The sequence below is a fragment of the Neobacillus sp. SM06 genome (genome assembly GCF_050496765.1).
In the GTDB taxonomy this organism is placed as follows: Bacteria; Bacillota; Bacilli; order Bacillales; family Cytobacillaceae; genus JAEVLT01.
The window spans coordinates 1-17,430 of sequence record NZ_JBNWEO010000013.1; the positions used below are offsets into that span (position 1 = coordinate 1).

General features: G+C 39.4%; 18 protein-coding genes and 1 pseudogene. 6 read left to right on the forward strand and 13 right to left on the reverse strand.

The window, feature by feature from the left end; translation table 11 throughout:
- The 7 genes and pseudogenes from ACQYAD_RS05080 to ACQYAD_RS05110 form a co-directional block, all read right to left on the reverse strand.
- A partial coding sequence (locus tag ACQYAD_RS05080; RefSeq protein WP_430236116.1) for a FadR/GntR family transcriptional regulator occupies positions 1-467 on the reverse strand: 467 nt, incomplete at its 3' end.
- Positions 468-682: 215 nt separating this feature from the next.
- Entirely contained in the window at positions 683-1,441 is a 759-nt protein-coding gene (locus ACQYAD_RS05085) for an SDR family NAD(P)-dependent oxidoreductase (protein ID WP_430236117.1), read from the reverse strand.
- 28 nt (positions 1,442-1,469) lie between these two features.
- Positions 1,470-2,420 carry a transketolase family protein gene (locus tag ACQYAD_RS05090; protein ID WP_430236118.1) on the reverse strand — a complete coding sequence of 317 codons (951 nt, stop codon included), beginning with the start codon at positions 2,418-2,420 and terminating at the stop codon, positions 1,470-1,472.
- Positions 2,420-3,253: a transketolase gene (locus ACQYAD_RS05095; protein WP_430236119.1), complete on the reverse strand. Its 834-nt coding sequence runs from the start codon at positions 3,251-3,253 to the stop codon at positions 2,420-2,422. Before ACQYAD_RS05095 ends, ACQYAD_RS05090 begins: the two co-directional genes overlap by 1 nt.
- A 367-nt stretch (positions 3,254-3,620) precedes the next feature.
- Positions 3,621-3,767, reverse strand: a pseudogene (locus ACQYAD_RS05100) (cell division protein FtsZ); the annotation flags it as partial.
- Entirely contained in the window at positions 3,742-3,891 is a 150-nt protein-coding gene (locus ACQYAD_RS05105; RefSeq protein ID WP_430236120.1) for a hypothetical protein, read from the reverse strand. The gene ACQYAD_RS05105 and the pseudogene ACQYAD_RS05100, both read right to left, overlap by 26 nt.
- Positions 3,892-4,072: 181 nt before the next feature.
- The gene (locus ACQYAD_RS05110; protein ID WP_430236121.1) at positions 4,073-4,246 is read right to left on the reverse strand and encodes a hypothetical protein; all 174 of its coding nucleotides are present in this window, start codon (positions 4,244-4,246) and stop codon (positions 4,073-4,075) included.
- A gap of 160 nt (positions 4,247-4,406) precedes the next feature.
- Here ACQYAD_RS05110 and ACQYAD_RS05115 point away from each other — a divergent pair, with 160 nt between their 5' ends.
- From ACQYAD_RS05115 to ACQYAD_RS05140, 6 genes are all read left to right on the forward strand, one after another.
- A complete protein-coding gene (locus ACQYAD_RS05115) occupies positions 4,407-5,336 on the forward strand; it encodes an SDR family oxidoreductase (RefSeq protein WP_430236123.1) in 930 nt (309 codons plus the stop codon).
- A 290-nt stretch (positions 5,337-5,626) separates the two neighbouring features.
- Positions 5,627-6,325, forward strand: a complete 699-nt coding sequence (locus ACQYAD_RS05120; protein ID WP_430236124.1) for a glycosyltransferase family 2 protein — start codon at positions 5,627-5,629, stop codon at positions 6,323-6,325.
- A gap of 31 nt (positions 6,326-6,356) precedes the next feature.
- Positions 6,357-6,725 carry a DUF2304 domain-containing protein gene (locus ACQYAD_RS05125; RefSeq protein WP_430236125.1) on the forward strand — a complete coding sequence of 123 codons (369 nt, stop codon included), beginning with the start codon at positions 6,357-6,359 and terminating at the stop codon, positions 6,723-6,725.
- 7 nt (positions 6,726-6,732) lie between these two features.
- Positions 6,733-7,083 (forward strand): EamA family transporter, encoded by a 351-nt coding sequence (locus tag ACQYAD_RS05130; RefSeq protein WP_430236126.1) that lies wholly within the window; start codon positions 6,733-6,735, stop codon positions 7,081-7,083.
- A gap of 33 nt (positions 7,084-7,116) precedes the next feature.
- Complete coding sequence (locus tag ACQYAD_RS05135; RefSeq protein WP_430236127.1) at positions 7,117-9,141, forward strand: DUF2142 domain-containing protein; 2,025 nt, start codon at positions 7,117-7,119, stop codon at positions 9,139-9,141.
- Between the two features lie 133 nt (positions 9,142-9,274).
- Positions 9,275-11,068 (forward strand): glycoside hydrolase family 3 protein, encoded by a 1,794-nt coding sequence (locus ACQYAD_RS05140; protein WP_430236129.1) that lies wholly within the window; start codon positions 9,275-9,277, stop codon positions 11,066-11,068.
- Between the two features lie 113 nt (positions 11,069-11,181).
- Here the strand turns inward: ACQYAD_RS05140 and ACQYAD_RS05145 are convergent, their stop codons facing one another.
- The 6 genes from ACQYAD_RS05145 to miaB form a co-directional block, all read right to left on the reverse strand.
- Positions 11,182-12,603 (reverse strand): PAS domain S-box protein, encoded by a 1,422-nt coding sequence (locus ACQYAD_RS05145; RefSeq protein WP_430236130.1) that lies wholly within the window; start codon positions 12,601-12,603, stop codon positions 11,182-11,184.
- A 218-nt stretch (positions 12,604-12,821) separates the two neighbouring features.
- On the reverse strand, positions 12,822-13,589 hold the full coding sequence (aroD, locus tag ACQYAD_RS05150; protein WP_430236131.1) for a type I 3-dehydroquinate dehydratase: 768 nt from the start codon (positions 13,587-13,589) through the stop codon (positions 12,822-12,824).
- A 197-nt stretch (positions 13,590-13,786) separates the two neighbouring features.
- On the reverse strand, positions 13,787-14,440 hold the full coding sequence (locus ACQYAD_RS05155; protein WP_430236133.1) for a serine/threonine protein kinase: 654 nt from the start codon (positions 14,438-14,440) through the stop codon (positions 13,787-13,789).
- Positions 14,441-14,581: 141 nt separating this feature from the next.
- Positions 14,582-15,130: an outer spore coat protein CotE gene (locus ACQYAD_RS05160; protein ID WP_430236135.1), complete on the reverse strand. Its 549-nt coding sequence runs from the start codon at positions 15,128-15,130 to the stop codon at positions 14,582-14,584.
- Positions 15,131-15,350: 220 nt separating this feature from the next.
- Positions 15,351-15,794, reverse strand: coding sequence for a RicAFT regulatory complex protein RicA family protein (locus ACQYAD_RS05165; RefSeq protein ID WP_430236136.1), 444 nt, complete (start codon positions 15,792-15,794; stop codon positions 15,351-15,353).
- Position 15,795: 1 nt separating this feature from the next.
- Complete coding sequence (gene miaB / locus ACQYAD_RS05170; protein ID WP_430236137.1) at positions 15,796-17,340, reverse strand: tRNA (N6-isopentenyl adenosine(37)-C2)-methylthiotransferase MiaB; 1,545 nt, start codon at positions 17,338-17,340, stop codon at positions 15,796-15,798.
- Between the last annotated feature and the right edge of the window lie 90 nt (positions 17,341-17,430).

Genomic DNA, 17,430 nt, shown 5'->3' on the forward strand with positions numbered 1-17,430 from the left:
ACCCCAGAATGTAATTTTTCATCTGTTTCTGGCACATATACGCCATTATTTGTCTCTTTCTCCATCTTTTGAATGGTCGAACGAAGATCCTCAATATCCTCATCAGTAGCTCTTTGTGCTGCAAATTTCACAATAAGCGGCTCGATATACATCCTTGCTTCAACGATATCCTCCGGGGATATTGAATCAAAAAAAATAGCGGATTCTGACCTCTCAGGCGCTATCTGATTGCTTTTTACATAAACACCTTCTCCCTGGCGGGAATAGATTAGACCATTCAACTCCAAAGCGCTAAGAGCCTGGCGAATAGGTGCACGACTTACACCAAACTGTTCGCAAAGCTCTCTTTCTGCCGGTAGCTTATCACCAATTTTAAAAGAGCCTGATTGGATTTCTGAAAGAATTTGATTATAAATCTGCATATACAATTTTTTACTGGAAACTGGATTGAAATTGATAAAAAACACCCCTTTCTATGTTTGACTTATTGTATTCTTAGTTAGTAATTAGACATGTATAATTATAAAGATATTTTTTTAATAGGGCAATAATCTTTAGATAAATTTGAAAAATTTTGAACTTAATCAAAATTGACCCAATATTTGTTAAGAAATTTTTTCCGTTTTCATATAGAAAAACAGGCATTCTGTATAAAATGCCTGTTACTATAAGAATCTATCTATTAATCCATGTGTGAACCGCCATTAATATCGATTTCTTCTCCAGTGATATAGGATGCTTCTTCTGAAACTAAGAAAGCAATCGTTGCAGCAACTTCTTCTGTTTCACCTGGCCTTCCCATCGGTATTCCGTCTATTACCTTTTGTGCCTGGTCTCCGGGTAGGGATTTCCAAATATCCGTATTTACAAGTCCCGGAGCAACACAGTTAACTGTAATCCCATCGAGGGCAACTTCTCGAGCAAGGTTTTTTGAGAATCCTAAAACGGCAGCTTTAGAAGCCGAATAGTGTGGCCCCCCAAATACTCCACCCCCTCGTTTAGCTGATACAGAGGAAAGGTTAACGATCCGGCCGTATTTTTGTTGCTTCATCGTTTTTAATACGGCTTGGGTGCACAAAAATAATCCAAACATATTAACATTAAAAATTCTCGTTATGTCTTCAAGTGTCATCTCTTCGACCGTTACTTTTTGTGAAATTCCTGCATTATTCACCAAAATATCAATCCTGCCGAATGTTTGTAAAACCTTTTCTACCATTAAATCATTCGATTCTTTGCTGGTTACATTTAGTTCCACACCTAAAGCTTTTCCACCGGATTCCTTAATCTCATTAACGGTTTCCTGAACTCCATCCATGTTAATATCAGCAACAACCACTGCTGCACCTTGTTTTGCTAGGGTGAGAGCAATCGTTCGTCCAATTCCTTTCTTAGAACCACTGCCAGTAACGATCGCTACTCTATCATTTAATTCAAACATATTTTTTCTCCCCTTCTGATATATTCACCTACTGAAGCATTTCTTTCGCTGTTTTTACAATATTTTCTATTGTAATTCCATTTATCTCTAACAATTTTTCATAAGGTGCGGACTGTCCGAATTGATCTTGAACACCCATTCTTTTCACGATCCCCTTGCCTTCTTCAGCCACTACTTCACAGACCGCACTTCCAAGGCCATTTAAAATATTATGATCCTCAACTGTAATAATTTTGCCAATTTTTAAGCACTCAACGATTGCTTCGCGGTCAAGCGGTTTAATAGTATGCATGTCTAGTAGCTTTACAGATATTCCTTCTTTTTCTAATTGCTTTGTTGCTTCCAATGCAAGATATACGGTATCACCGTTAGCAACAATGGCGATATCGGTACCATCCTTAATTTGCTTAGCTTTACCAATCGTAAATTCTTCATTTTCCCCATATATGACTGGAACTGCATCTCTAGTAAAGCGAAGGTACACCTGCTGATATGTTACTGCTGCCTGTTCAACTAATTTACGAGTAGAATAATAATCTGCACCCATTACCACTGTCATGTTGGGAATTGTTCTTAGTACTCCCATATCCTCGATACTTTGATGGCTTGCTCCATCGTTAGCAGGAGTAAGTCCACCATGTGAACAGGCAATTTTTACATTTAAATTAGGATAGCAAATTTCTTGTCGAATCTGTTCCGCCATCCTTAATGAACCAAATACGGCGTAAGTGCTTACAAAAGGAATCTTGCCTGTTGTCGCAAGTCCAGCTGCTAAACCGGCGCCATTTTGCTCTGCTATACCAACATTTACATGCTGATTTGGTAATTGTTTTGCAAATTGTGTTGTCTTACATGACTTGCCAATATCAATATCCACCACATAAATATTTTTATTCTTTTTCCCCAACTCCACAATCTCATCTCCAAAAGCTTCTCTGGTGGCTTTTTTAATTAAAGTATTTTTTTCCATTATGCTCATTATTTTAACCCCCCTGCTATCTCCTCGATTGCCTGAAGATACTCTTCATCATTTGGTGCAACACCATGCCAGCCAACAGAATGCTCCATAAACGAAACCCCCTTACCTTTTACCGTATTAAGTACAATACATTTTGGTTTTCCATTGGTTACTCCCCTAATAGAATTTAAAGTTTCAACGATCTCTTCCATTGAATGTCCATTGATTCTTCTAGTTTCAAATCCAAAAGCTTGAAATTTCTTTTCCAAATCTTGATTTGGCATAACCTCTTCGGTTGTTCCATCAATTTGCAATCCATTATCATCAACAAAAACTACTAAATTGTCTAACTGATACTTTACTGCACTTTGGGCAGCTTCCCAAATCTGACCTTCTTGACACTCCCCATCTCCTAACATAGCGAATACGCGATAATCTTTTAGATCCCTTTTTCCCCCTAGTGCCATTCCAACTGCACAAGAAAGTCCTTGACCCAATGATCCGGTTGAGATATCGATACCAGGACACTTTTTCATGTCCGGATGACCTTGAAATGGAGAACCATACTTTCTTAATGTATAGATCGTTTCATACGGTACATAACCCAATAATGCTAATGCTGAGTATTGGATCGGGCAAACATGCCCTTTTGATAACACAAACCGATCCCGATCTTCCCATTGAGGATTTGTCGGATCAATATTCATTTCCTTAAAGTAAAGGGCAGCTACTACATCGGCAGCAGAAAGAGAACCGCCGGGATGCCCAGACTGTGCTTCGTGAATCATTATCAGAGCTGTTTTTCGAAGTTCAATCGCTTTTTGTTTAAGTTCTTCAACACCAATGTCTTTCATACAATCACCTCATTGAGTAATAAAAACCACTACCAGAAAAACGAATTAATCTTTAATGTTGTCTACTTGTATACTAAGTTACCTTATAAATTAAGTATACCTATAATTCTGCAATTGTCAACTTATATTTATACTAATATTTAGAAATCTCTTGTAAAATAAATGGTGGCTGCAGGACTTCAACACTGTTATTTTTTAAATAATTTCTGCAGCAATTGTTTTCCTTTTAGTAACTTACATAATTTTACTAATAAAACGTAATCAAACAACAAAAAAAGACACCGACCAAATAGAATAATTGGTTCGGTGCCTTTTTTCATCATTATCTTGTTGGCCGTGTTCGTTTTTTCCGTCTTCGAAAAAAATCATCCGAAGCAGATGCAACGATATCAGCTGCCTCTTGAACTTCAAACAGACTTAGACTCCTGCCTCCAGTAATATTCATGATAATCCCTTTTGCAATGCCAATTCCCATCAAGGCGGTTCCTTTATGGGACATGACCGTTTTCACGTCCATTAAATTGAACCCTTTGGACTCCATCCTCGATCATGCGGTTTACAGCATTATTGCCGCCCCCGCCAACGCCAATTACCTTGATTGAGGCGAACTGATCGATCAATTTTTCGACTTCTATCATCATCATCCCCCTGATTTTCGCAACACACGATTTAAATGAAAATGGCAAACTTCGACTATTTCTACATTGCCTGTTGTATTTCCTATGAAAAAATAGCTGAATTGACGTTTTTAAATAGATTGTAAGCTTCGACATTGTTGCGAAACAATTGTAATGGGAATGATTTGCAACACTAAATGATCTAAATAACTGGATAATATTGTTCATATCTAGGATAGCAGTAATACGGCGGTCTCGGTCCAATTTTTGAAATTTTCACCGAAAAGGGATTGGTATTATAGAAAATCTCTTCTTTTTCTTCAGAATGGTTCACTACTAACCATGTTACTTCCGGGTTATAATAATAGGTATGCATAAACTCCCCTCCTTCTTTACCTCAATTTATTCGATCAGCAAGGAAAACGAAACCGTATGGATGACTTTCTTGAAAATTGCAAAAATCCATTTCTTCAGGCACTCAAATTACATTTATTACATATTTTAATTTCGAATTGAACCTTTTGAGGAGGATTTTCATGTCAAAAGAAAATAGAGTCCATCCGGCAAATCAAACCTACCCGATGTATCCAAACTACGGGAAAATTACCCGTTACGAAGATGTTGCCCTCACTGTGCCTGAACAGCGCCAGGTTCACCAGCCCGGCCTTGAAAGTTTAATGGTTCCAAGGCCCATTATCGAGAATCCTTACTACAAAGGCAGTGAGAAATTAGTGGGAAAGGTTGCCTTAATTACAGGTGGGGACAGCGGAATTGGCGCAGCAGCTGCCATTGCTTTTGCAAAAGAAGGGGCAAATGTGGCGATATCATACTTGGATGAACACGAAGATGCCAATCGGACGAAAACGAGAATCGAAGAGCTTGGTCAGCGATGTTTGCTTTTGCCAGGGGATGTAAGGGAAAAACAGCAGTGTATTGAGATTATCGAAAAAACAATTGAAACGTTTGGACAACTGGATATCCTGTGCAACCATGTCGGCATCCAATTTCAACAATTAAGCCTGCTTGATATTTCTGATGAACAATTTGATGAAACCTTTAAAGTAAATATTTATTCCCATTTTTACACAACGAGGGCGGCATTGCCTCACTTAAAAGCTGGGAGTTCGATTATTAACACAGCATCGGTTGTTGCTTATATCGGGCATGAACAATTGATTGATTACACAATGACAAAAGCAGCAATTGTTGGTTTTACACGGGCATTGGCCAACAATTTAGTCAAAAAAGGGATTCGGGTAAATGCGGTAGCACCCGGCCGCGTCTGGACTCCGCTGATTCCATCCAGCTTTTCTGCCGATCAAATTCCTTTAGCCGGCAACCCAATGGATCGACAGGGCCAACCGTTTGAACTCGCCCCTACGTATGTATACCTCGCCTCTGACGACTCGCGATTTGTAACAGGCCAAACGCTCCATGTTAATGGCGGCCAGCAAATGTCATCCTAATAAAAGAGAAAAAATTCGATTATTCATGCGGCTCCTGTTCCCATTCAGAAACACTTTCCACTTAAAAACAATAATCTGTTTTGTATTTACACTCGATACTGTATTTTCCATGTTTCGTTTCAAACAAATGTGTAAATATTAATATGAATTTAAAAGTTTTTTAATAAACATGGTGTAAAATGAGGCGTACTGAATTCTTGTTTTCCTCTAATGATAGCAAAAAAATTTTTTCTCACAATGATTGAACCGAATTCATCATTTTGGATCCTCGAAGGTAGGAGAAGAAAACAATGAAAATACTTGCAATTGTCCCTGCTTTTAATGAAGAAGAGGGCTTAAAAAAAGTTGCAGCTCAATTTCAAAAGATAGATTTTGTTGACATTCTCGTTGTCAATGATTGTTCGAATGATCACACATCTGAGATTGGTAGAAAGCTAGGTTTTCAGGTTATTGACCTTCCATGCAATCTTGGAATCGGCGGTGCTGTGCAAACGGGCTATAAATATGCATGGGAACACGGTTATGATATCGCGATCCAAGTAGATGGCGACGGCCAGCATAATCCAGGTTATATAAACGATCTGATCGCACCGATTAAAGAAGGAAAAGCGGATATGGTCATTGGCTCGCGTTATTTGAAAAAGGAAGGGTTTCAATCTTCTTTTATCAGAAGAATGGGAATTACTTATTTTAGCTTTTTAATTCAGCTTTTAGAGAAAAAAAGAATAACAGACCCGACTTCTGGTTTTCGCGCATGTAACCGCAAGGTCATTGAACAATTCAGCCACCGCTATCCGCACGATTATCCTGAACCAGAGTCGATCGCTTTCTTATTGAGAAAACATTTTCAAATTTCGGAAGTGCCGGTGATGATGAATGAAAGGTTTGGAGGGCGTTCCAGCATTACCTCCTTCAAATCGATCTATTATATGATTAAAGTGTCACTGGCTATATTCATCGATAACTTGCGGAAAATTGGATGGACGTAAGCTACGCTCATTTGCTCGAAAGGAGATTCCAATGATTACGGCTCAATTGCAAATCATCTTGTTCATTGCTTCGATCGTTACCTTCCTCATGATTATCAATATGATTCGAAAGTACAGTCTTGAGCTTAAGTATTCTTTGCTTTGGCTGTTTTTTAGTGTAGGGAATATTTTTTTGGCAGCTTTTTCGGACATTGCCAAAACAATTGCCCAGTTATTAAGTATCCAGCAACCTGTTAATGCTATATTTCTATTATCATTTATTTTTCAATTTTTTCTTATATTTAGCCTTACCCTAACGGTTTCACGAATTTCAAATAAATTTACCCAGCTTGTTCAGGAAGTTGGTTTATTAAAAAAAGAAGTGGAGAATCTCCACAACATGAAGAGTTCAGAGAGGTAGCAGCTTTATGGTGAAATATGTTTTGCTTTTAACAAATATTCTTTTTCTTGTTTTGGGACAAACAAGCTGGAAAATTGGGTTGGAAAAATTGCAGCTTCATGGCAGCCTGATCCAAAAATTCTTCCAGTTTGTCTTCTCCCCTTTTATTTTTTTAGGGTTTGTCCTTTACATACTGGCTACGGTCATTTGGATGTATTTGCTTTCAAAACTCCCGCTGAGCTTTTTATATCCATTGCAAAGTATTGCATATGTTCTGGCGCTTTTTGTCGGTCTTTTTCTGTTTAAAGAACAAATTCCGATAACAAGATGGGTCGGTACCGGGATCATTTTACTCGGTGTTTACTTAGTTGTCAGATAATAGCTGCATCAGCGGAGTGAAGGAGGAAATATCTTGCTTACACAAGTAAAACGGCCTGTTCAAACCGAATTCAAGAATGACTGGTTTGTTTGGACAATTGCCATTGTTGTTCTTCTGCTTTTCGGGCTTGTCATTTTCGAGAACAGCGGATCATTCACAGCACCAAAAGAATTGGAATCTACAGCCGCCGGACAGAATTATAGTGACGCTACCCTTGGCGAACTTACGGGGGATCTAACCATTTCACAAACCTTTGTTTCAAAAAGGGACTCTTTTTCACGCGTTCAACTGCTATTTCGGACAAGTTCAAAAACAAAGGGAACCTTGAATCTTGCCTTGATAGAAAGCGAAAGCGGAAAAATTCTGGCTAACCAAACCATTAACTTGAAAACAATAAAGGACAAAAAACTTACAAATTTTGACTTCCTAAAAATCTACGGAGCACAAGGAAAAAAATACGAATTACTGATTACAGGGAAGAATCTTCGAAAGGGACAATCGATCAGCTTATTGAAAAGTGCGAGTGATCATTACCAGCAAGGTCTGCTGACCATGAACGGCAGAACGTTAAAAGGGGATCTTCGCTTCTCCATTTTTGAGCTGAAGAAGAAAACGTTGATCAGTCAATCCGGCTATCTTTTTGCTGGAGCCTTGTTCCTGTTCCTGTTTTTCCTATCAGTCTTTGGTTTAAGGAAATATAAAACGGAGTTGCACAAAGCATTTTTAGTAACCGCCCTACCGGTTGGACTTGTATTGACGATGGTCGTTCCTCCGTTTGATCAATTGGATGAATTTGATCATTTTTTACGATCATTTGAAGTATCCGAAGGAATGTTTGTTAACCAAGTCACCAAGCAAGGGCTCGGAAACGAAATCCCCATCAGCATTGTGGATACGATTCACCAAACACAATTTATTAGCGGAAAAGGCTATCAATACGAAATTGTAAAAGAAGCCTTTCGTACGCCGTTAAATCCTGAAAAAAGAATATTTATTCGCAATTATGCTTCATCCTATCCGCCGACCATTTATATTCCGCAGGCAATCGGGCTAACGATCGGCAGAATTTTCTTTCAATCACCGCTGATGATGATGTATCTTGGCAGAATCTTTAACCTGTTTGCCTACTTGGCGATTGTATATACTGCCTTAAAAATCGTTCCGGTGAAAAAGAATCTCTTTTACATTGTTGCTCTTTTGCCAATGTCGATAAATCAGGCAGCAACACTATCCGGCGATTCGATGATCATCTCATCCGCGTTCCTTTTTGTTTCTTATATTTTTTATTTAGCATATGGCAATGTCGGGCAAATTAAGCGAAAACATGTGTTGACAACCATCGGAATCGGAATTTTTATCGTTGTTTCGAAAATCGTTTACTTCCCGTTATTCCTTCTTTTTTTCATTATTCCACGATGGAAATTTGTCGATAAGAAGGATTTTGTCAAAAAAGCTGGGTTCGTTTTGGCAGGTTTTGTGCTCCCATATCTTCTATGGAACTGGTTAAACCTTGCCAATTTATCGATTCCTGATGTCAGAACCCATTCAGGAGTATCGCCGAAAGAACAAATTTTATATATCCTTTCGCACCCTATTCAGTACGGGAAGGTCCTGCTTGATTCATTTATCAGATTGGGAGAATCCAAGTTTTTAGGAATGCTTGGAATTGTCGTAACCATTTATCACTATTCAACGCCAAACATCGTGATTTACACATATTTGTTTTTAATGTTGTTATTTGGCCTTGTGAATGACGAGACGGATCTTGAGCATAGTTCGAGAAAAACAGACAAATTTATCATGCTGTTTAGTATGGCGGCAGTTGTTTTGCTTATTTATACTGCCTTGTATGTCGGATATACTCCTGTAGGATATTCAATTGTTTACGGTATACAAGGAAGATATTTTATTCCTGTCGCCATTCTCTTTTTCGTAAGCCTTGCAAACCGGCAATTCATCTATAAAACTAACAATGGACGTTTTTTGCTAACGACGATCATCCACTGCTGCATCTATGTTGCACTTTTAGCCTATCTTTTTGAAATCAATACTTACTGATTAAAAACTGGGAAACAAATTTCTGTTTCCCAGTTTTTTATTTACCTGCTCCTTTTCAAGTATAGTGGACCGGAGAAGGAAGGATGATAATAGAGAATCATATGGGAATTAAAGAGTTGGGGCGGTGCAGAATTTGAAATCATTATTAAAAACGAACACTCGAAGAAAAAATTATAGTTGGAAGCGTTTCATAATTTTTGTTCTCGTTTCAGCAATTCTTTCTCAAGAAACGAGTATCCAAGCTTCCGTTGAACAATCGACTGCAGCCGCACTTTCTGGTCCGGTCACAAGCAATTTTGTTCACAAAATTCTTTTAACCATGACGGATAAAGAAAAAATCGGACAGCTGGTAATGCCTTCAGTACGAGATGGACAAGCTTCGGATCAGCACATTCAACACTTAATCAAGACGTATGGCAGTGGATCAGTCATTTATTATGGGAAGGCAAATGCGGAAAAAATCGCTAAATTTACAAACCAACTGCAAAAATGGGCCTCTGAAACCCGCCTGCAAATTCCGCTGTTTATCTCCGGCGATCTGGAGTATGGGCCCTATCAGCATGTGACGGACGGAACAGATTTCCCGCGGCAAATGGCAATCGGGGCAACAAGAGATCGGAAAACTGCCGAACAGATTGCCAAAATAACGGCAATTGAACTTAAAGCAATGGGCTTCAACTGGAACTATTCACCGCTCACGGATGTAAACACAAATCCTGCCAATCCAGTGATCGGTGTCCGGTCATTCGGTGAAAAAACAGACCTTGTTTCACAAATGGCCGTTGCCCAAATCAAAGGTTACCAGGAAAATGGTGTTGTAGCGACCGCGAAACATTTTCCAGGACACGGAGATACAAATGCCGATTCCCATTTGCATCTAGCAGCAGTAAATTATGATCGAAAAACCTTGGAGGAAATACATCTTCCGCCGTTTAAGGAAGCGATTGCGGCAGGCGTCGATGCCATTATGACTGCTCATGTCATTATTGATTCGATTGACGCGGAACTTCCAGCCACATTATCAAAAAAAGTAGTAACAGGCCTTCTTAGAAACCAAATGAGGTTTAATGGAATTATCGTAACGGATTCGATGAGTATGGATGCAATCGATCACCATTGGGGAACCGGGCAGGCAGCGGTTATGGCCATCAATGCCGGCGCCGATATCGTCATGGCAACCGGGTCTTACAAACACCAGCTTGAAACGTATCATGCTTTATACCATGCCTTTAAATCAGGTGAACTGACGGAAAAAAGGGTTAACGACTCCGTAAAACGAATTCTGTCAGCAAAAGTTAAATATGATCTATTTAATCATCGTTATGTAGACCCTGTTCATGCGAAAAAAGTGGTTAACAACCCGGAACATAAAAAAATAGCTGCAAAAGCAGCCAAAAAATCAATTACAGTATTGAAAAATGAAAATGTATTGCCCTTTAAGGCAAACGACAAGCATGCAACGATCTTTGTGGTCGGCCCTGAAATTTTCGAATCAAGGAAGCAAATGGAAGCAATCATTCAATCCGTTAGGCACAAAACATTCGGAAAGGTAACCCATACCATTACTTCAGCAGATCCAACTGCCGCTGAGATTCAAAATGCAACCAATTTGGCAAACCAGGCAGATAGGCTAATTGTTGCTACTTATTCGGCAAGCACCCTCTCACAAGGACAGATCCGCTTAGTAAAAGCCTTGGAGTCAAGCGGAAAACCGCTCGTTGTTCTATCCTTGGGACTTCCATATGATATAAAACATTTTCCTGCAATTGGAGCCTATATAGCATCTTACGCGATTGACCGATGGGGCTCGCCCGTTCCCTCCTCTTGGAATGCTGCAGTGGATGTCCTATTTGGCAGCAAGCCGGAAGGAAAACTTCCCGTGAGCATTAAAGGACTTTATCAATTTGGAGATGGTTTGGCCTTTTAATTAAATTGTCTTCAATATCCAGAAATGGACAAATGACGTTTTGCTTATGAAGGGTGGAGCTTCTCACTATTCATCCAAAACAATAGATGAGCATCCCTTACATTGGAATGTAATTAGCTGCACCTTCGCGGAAGTTTGATCGTCACAGTTGTGCCATTTTTTTCACAACTGTCAATTTTCAGTGAACCATTATGATTTTTTATAATTCGATTGCAGATCATTAAGCCGAGACCAGTCCCTTTTTCTTTTGTGCTATAAAAAGGTTCGCCCAGCCTTGTGATCCGTTCTGGCGGGATCCCAATGCCTTCATCGATGATTTGAGTGACTAAATAATTCTCGTTTCTCTCATACGCTTTTATCGAAATATGCCCGCCGTCTGGCATGGCTTCAATTGCATTTTTTAGCAAATTAATATAGACCTGTTTCAGTTTATCGCCTTCTCCTTCAATAAAAGGGTCGGATAATTGAAAATCACTGAAAAATTCAATGTTATGTAAATGGGCTTCTGATAGAAACAGAAAAATCGTATCGTTCAAAAGCTTTTCCATATTGACTTTTTCAAAAACGGAAGCCTGCGGTTTGGCAAGGATCAGCAGATCACTTACGATATTTTCAACCCTTTCCAATTCCGTTAAAACCACGTCCAAATACGAATTTGGCACTTCTTGTTTCATCAGCTGGGTAAACCCTTTGATGGCTGTTAGCGGATTGCGGATTTCATGGGCAATACCGGCCGCTAAATGGCCGACAACCGACAGTTTTTCCGTCTGTTGCATCATATCTTCCGTTTTCTTTCTTTCTGTCAAATCGCGGATGACAATTTGACAGGTATTTCGCTCTCTATAGATGGTTGGGATCACTTTTGCTTCCGCATGCCGAATTTGCCGATCCGTTCGCAAAATCGTTAGCTCAAAAGGCTCTTTTTCTTGTTGCGAACCAATATGTTCGCGAATTTTTCGATGTTCCTCTTGGGGTACATGTTCGAAAACCGACCTTCCGATCATTTCACTTGTACTGGTAATCCCAAAAAGTTTTTTACCCGCCGCGTTCATGTAAACCCAATATCCGTCAACGGTTATAATGCCTACCGTATCTTGAAAACTCTCAACGAGAGCCTGGTATTTTGTCCGATTCGCTTCCAATTCTTCTTCAGTCGTTTTGTACTCGGTAAAATCCCGTGAAGTACAAAAAAGTAAATTTGCTTGTTTATCGAGCATAAAAAGCGATTCGAGCCAAATATATTCACCGGTTTTTCTGCGAATCCGATAAATGACCCGATATTTTTCAAAATCTTCATAGTGCCGCAAGAAATACTGAATCGTGTGACGGTCATTTGGGTGGCATAAATCAGCAAGGGGGATTGAAACCAGCTCATCCGACATATAGCCGAGCAGTTCCTTCGCTGATTGGGAAGCGTAAACAAAACGACTGTCAAGGGAATGGACGGAGAATAAATCGCTGGACAGTCTTAAAAAGGGGCAAGACTCCTCCATCTTTCGCAGAAATTCCTTATCCGTTACTTCAATGTCATTCACCACTTTTTCTCCTTTTCTGCAATAAATTGCCATACGATCATGAACATGTATATACCTTATAGGTCTATATATATATTATACAAAACTTCGAATGGGAAAAAATAGGATAATAGACTGATTTTAAAAATTTTTAACAATCCAACGATATCTCTCTGCAAAAAAAACGTTTTTATTGACGGAATATTCAGGGTCTTTTTTCAAGATTGACGATCTGGACATTACTTTTTTTCGTGGAGCAATGCCAAGATATCCCGAAGCACTGTTGCAGAAATTTGCCCAGGTGCTGAAGCTTTCTTTGCAGCTCCAAAAGTTAAAACAGATCCAAATACTTCTCCGGCAAGGCGGCTGATCATTCCTTTTTGCGCCATTGACATCGTGATAATCGGCCGATCCGCAAATTTTTCAATCATTGTGTTGCTAGCATCGAGCAAGGTTAAAACATCAGCAGCATCTTTTGGCATAACAGCAATTTTCGGCAAATCCCCTCCCAACTCCTGCGCTTTGCAAAGTCTTGAAATGATCTCTTCTTTTGATGGCGTTTTCGTAAAATCATGATTTGAAACAATAACAAAAACGTTTTTCGCATGCGCAATCGCTACAAGCTGTTTGACAATTTCGTCACCGCAAAAAAGCTCCACATCGATTAGCTCGACTTGTCCTGATTCAATAATGGCTTTATTTAGTTCAACGTAATTTTCAAGACTGATTCCTTTTTGGCCGCCTTCATTTTCTGAACGGAAGGTAAAAAGAAGTGGTATATCATCTCGCAAGCTCGACCGGAGAACTTTCAATGCCGCCAAAACTTTTTCTAGTTCTTCGGCATGTTCAAAAAAATCCGCTCTCCATTCTGCAACATCAAAATCAAGCGACCGTAAACATTCAGTTTCTTCCAGTAACTCTGACAACGTACTGCCTGTCAAAGGAACACAAATTTTGGGCATGCCTTCTCCAATTGTGATCCCTCTTACCGTAATTGTTTTTTTCATTTTCATTACTCCATTCTGTTCTGAAAAAACACGTCTATTTTTTCTTATTTTATATTATTAAGATAAAAATGAACATTCAAAAAAATATTTCCGAGAAAAAAGTGCTCTGGAAATTGATATATACAATTACGTACCAAAAACTTGTCAACCGATAAGTTAGTTAAAAATCAGGGGATTGTTACGCGGCCGATATCCCTTTAACGTTTCCATTTTCGCTTCGCTCTTTTATAAAAACGGTAACCTCTGCGAATCCCATCAACTACCACAAACGGAATTGGCGGATGCCATTTGCGGATGAAAGGCTTATAGATCCGGTAGTAAGCTTTCTTCAAATCATTCCATTTGCTGTCATAACCACTCTTATAAAAATCAGAGACATCAACAATATAGCCTCTTCCATTGTTCATCACGACATTTTTACCATGGATGTCATATGGATTTAAGCCAACAGAACGGGCATAAGCTAATCCATGGTCGACATCACGAATCACGCTCTCGGGAATTTTCACTCCTCGTATCAGTGCATTGAATAACGTAATCCCTTCCAGCCTTTTTAAGATAAGATAACGTTCGCCGTATGCATAAAGCCTCGAAAATGATTTATGGTTTCCTAATTTTTCATAAACCGAGACTTCCTTCTGTAGTTCTTCCGGGTTTCGCCCATAAACCTTTACAACCCACTCTGGTTTGGCTTCGTGAACAAATACAGCAGCATAATTACCATTTCCTATTGTCTTCCACTTTGTGGAGTGATTCCGTACAACAATGGGGTCAAACGGGTTTTCGGAATAAAGATCAATTTGCATTAATAACTCCGTTTCAACTTCGTGTAGATATTCGTTCAGCTCCATTTGACATCCCTCGCCCCTATTTGTTTCAGTAAATCTGTACTTATATTCTAGCGTTTTCGTTATTTTTTGCCTACTTTTCTGTTTAAAATGCTATCATATGCAAAAAAAGAAAACTAGGAAGCAAAATCTTCCTAGTTTTGTTTACTCCTCTTCGGATCCGACTAAGAAATCAGGATTTAATTCCTCGAATTCTTCGTCATCAACTTCCAATCCCCATTCATCGTCGTCATCATGCGAGCAGCCTTCTGGATTGATCGCGACACAAACTTTTGTTTCGCCAATCACCTCAACAAGGAACTCCCTTTCGACATGAACAATGATTTTGTTGCCGTTCGGAGAAATAACGGCTTCAACACAATTAGGCTGCTGAAGCACTTTTGCGATGATTTCATCATCATCGAGGCAATCATGATCGCGATACTTCAGCTTAATGACATCCGTGTAGGGCACACGTTCAGTTACTACCTCTGTTTTTGTATTGTCATTAAAGGAGTACCAAGCGTTGATGTCATATGTGCCATGTATCTCAACCGTTTTCCCTACTTTTTTCGCTTCGTATTTATGGTTGATAATCCAACAGCCAAGAATACTTGTTGGATTATGCGCCGGGCAAATCGTATGATTGGACTGGGTGAATTTTCGTCCTTTCGCAACGACGGCTTTTGTAATTATCTCTCTGTATTCTCCCATTTCGAGCGAACCCTCCTCATTCAGTTTCATTTCATCCTATGCTCATTTTTAGACTAGTGTGCGATATATTTTTCGCAATAGGGGATAAAAGTTTAGTCATGGTTCATTTTATGTGGGTCTTGCTCAAGTGGTTCCGAGGATCTTCTAGTTAAAATCTGGTCAACATTATTTAGCATTTTCTAGAACAAAAAAAACAGGCCAAATTTTAGCCTGTTTTTATTTATTCATGATCGGGATCGCAGTCGCAAGCTTCTGCATGTTTCAAACTTGCGCCTGTTTCACCACGCAGCACATCGCCGCTTGTTGATTGGATAATTTCATCGGTTACAGTGTTCGATATGGTCGAGGCTATAATCTGGAGCAATTCATTGACATCCAACTGTGATTGTTTAAATTCCCGCACGACTGGGATTTCATCCAATTCTTGTTCAATATGTGCAATTTTTTCTTCCACTTTTTTCAAAGCTTCCGGCTTACCGTAGTGTTGCAAATTAACTGCCTGCTTTTGCAGTCCCTTTATTTCATCAATCATTGTTCGAACTTTTTTATTTTCATGAATTTGAGCTTCCGCCCGTTTGAAAAAATCTACTTCTTCCGTTTCCGCTACCATCCGCGCCAGTTCCTCCGCACGGACGACGATTTCATCTTTTGTGTATTTCGCCACCTTATTTCACCTCTAATGGTTTAAGTTCTTCTACCATTTCCCCATTTAAAGACCATGTTTTCGCTTCGGTAATTTTCACTTTCACAATTTTTCCAATTGCTGTTTTCGGACCAGTAAAATTAACAAGCTTGTTTTTGCTTGTGTAGCCGGCCAATACATCCGGATTGTTTTTGCTTTCGCCCTCGACCAACACTTCAACCACTTGGCCTTGATATTTTTTCATCGCTTCGGCCGACAGCTCATTAACAAGATTGTTTAAGCGCTGCAGCCTTTCTTTCTTTACTTCCATTGGAACATTATCCTTCATTTGGGCAGCAGGTGTTCCTTCTCTTGGCGAATATATGAAGGTATACGCAGATTCATAGCCTACTTCACGATAAAGGGATAGCGTTTCTTCAAATTGCTCTTCTGTTTCATTCGGATAGCCGACAATAATATCTGTCGTTAAGGCCACATCCGGGATAGCAGCCTTGATTTTACGAACCAATTCTAAATATTGTTCGCGTGAATACTTCCGGGCCATGATTTTTAATACGTCTGTCGAACCTGATTGAACTGGGAGGTGAATGTGATTCATTAAATTTCCGCCTTTTGCAAGGACTTCAATCAAATGATCATCAAAATCACGCGGATGGCTTGTTGTAAAGCGAATGCGCGGAATGTCAATTTTGCGAAGTTCGTCCATTAGATCGCCTAGTCCATATTGAATATCCGTAAAATCTTTTCCATAGGCATTGACATTTTGGCCAAGTAACGTAATTTCCTGATAGCCATGGGCAGCCAATTGGCGCACTTCTTGAATAATTTCTTCAGGCCGGCGGCTTCGCTCTTTCCCGCGTGTGAACGGTACGATACAGTATGTGCAGAATTTATCGCAGCCGTACATAATATTGACCCACGCTTTAATGTTGCCGCGTCGGACTTTCGGAAGGTTTTCAATGACATCCCCTTCTTTTGACCAAACTTCGACAACCATTTCTTTTGACAAATACGCTTCATGCAAAATATTTGGCAAACGATGGATATTATGAGTGCCAAATATCATATCGACGTATTGATATGTTCTTAAAATTTTGTTGACAACTGATTCTTCCTGTGACATACATCCGCACACACCAAGCAACAGGTCCGGCTTCTCCATTTTGAGCGATTTTAAATGACCGATTTCCCCAAATACTTTGTTTTCGGCATTTTCACGAATGGCACATGTATTTAAAAGAATCACATTGGCATCCTCAACCGTTTCGGTTGGCTCATATCCAAGTGCCATGAAGATTCCGGCCATTACTTCCGTGTCATGTTCATTCATTTGGCAGCCATACGTCCGGATATAGAATTTACGCCCATTTCCCATACCCTGGAATTCCTCAGGAATTTTAAAATCATTTTGATAGTTTACTTCTTCTTTTCCGCGCTTTTTTGCATCTTTTAATGAAGGTGCGGTAATAACTCTTTCAAAATATTTGCTGTAATCCTTGGCGGATTTTTTGTCCGAAGAATTAGCAGCGTTCACTTGCTGATTTTCAATTCTTTGCTGTTCATTCATTTTTCAATTGTTCCCCTTTCATAAAATCAACTTCCTCATAATTTATTTCAATTCGTGTAGGGTCTTTCTTACAGATTGTATAACGAGTGG

Excerpts from the sequence above, each read along its gene's own strand:
- ACQYAD_RS05085 (WP_430236117.1), bottom strand. The coding sequence starts at position 1,441 with ATGTTTGAATTAAATGATAGAGTAGCGATCGTTACTGGCAGTGGTTCT.
- ACQYAD_RS05090 (WP_430236118.1), bottom strand. The coding sequence starts at position 2,420 with ATGAGCATAATGGAAAAAAATACTTTAATTAAAAAAGCCACCAGAGAA.
- ACQYAD_RS05095 (WP_430236119.1), bottom strand. The coding sequence starts at position 3,253 with ATGAAAGACATTGGTGTTGAAGAACTTAAACAAAAAGCGATTGAACTT.
- ACQYAD_RS05105 (WP_430236120.1), bottom strand. The coding sequence starts at position 3,891 with ATGATAGAAGTCGAAAAATTGATCGATCAGTTCGCCTCAATCAAGGTA.
- ACQYAD_RS05110 (WP_430236121.1), bottom strand. The coding sequence starts at position 4,246 with ATGCATACCTATTATTATAACCCGGAAGTAACATGGTTAGTAGTGAAC.
- ACQYAD_RS05115 (WP_430236123.1), top strand. The coding sequence starts at position 4,407 with ATGTCAAAAGAAAATAGAGTCCATCCGGCAAATCAAACCTACCCGATG.
- ACQYAD_RS05120 (WP_430236124.1), top strand. The coding sequence starts at position 5,627 with ATGAAAATACTTGCAATTGTCCCTGCTTTTAATGAAGAAGAGGGCTTA.
- ACQYAD_RS05125 (WP_430236125.1), top strand. The coding sequence starts at position 6,357 with ATGATTACGGCTCAATTGCAAATCATCTTGTTCATTGCTTCGATCGTT.
- ACQYAD_RS05130 (WP_430236126.1), top strand. The coding sequence starts at position 6,733 with ATGGTGAAATATGTTTTGCTTTTAACAAATATTCTTTTTCTTGTTTTG.
- aroD (WP_430236131.1), bottom strand. The coding sequence starts at position 13,589 with ATGAAAAAAACAATTACGGTAAGAGGGATCACAATTGGAGAAGGCATG.
- ACQYAD_RS05155 (WP_430236133.1), bottom strand. The coding sequence starts at position 14,440 with ATGGAGCTGAACGAATATCTACACGAAGTTGAAACGGAGTTATTAATG.
- ACQYAD_RS05160 (WP_430236135.1), bottom strand. The coding sequence starts at position 15,130 with ATGGGAGAATACAGAGAGATAATTACAAAAGCCGTCGTTGCGAAAGGA.
- miaB (WP_430236137.1), bottom strand. The coding sequence starts at position 17,340 with ATGAATGAACAGCAAAGAATTGAAAATCAGCAAGTGAACGCTGCTAAT.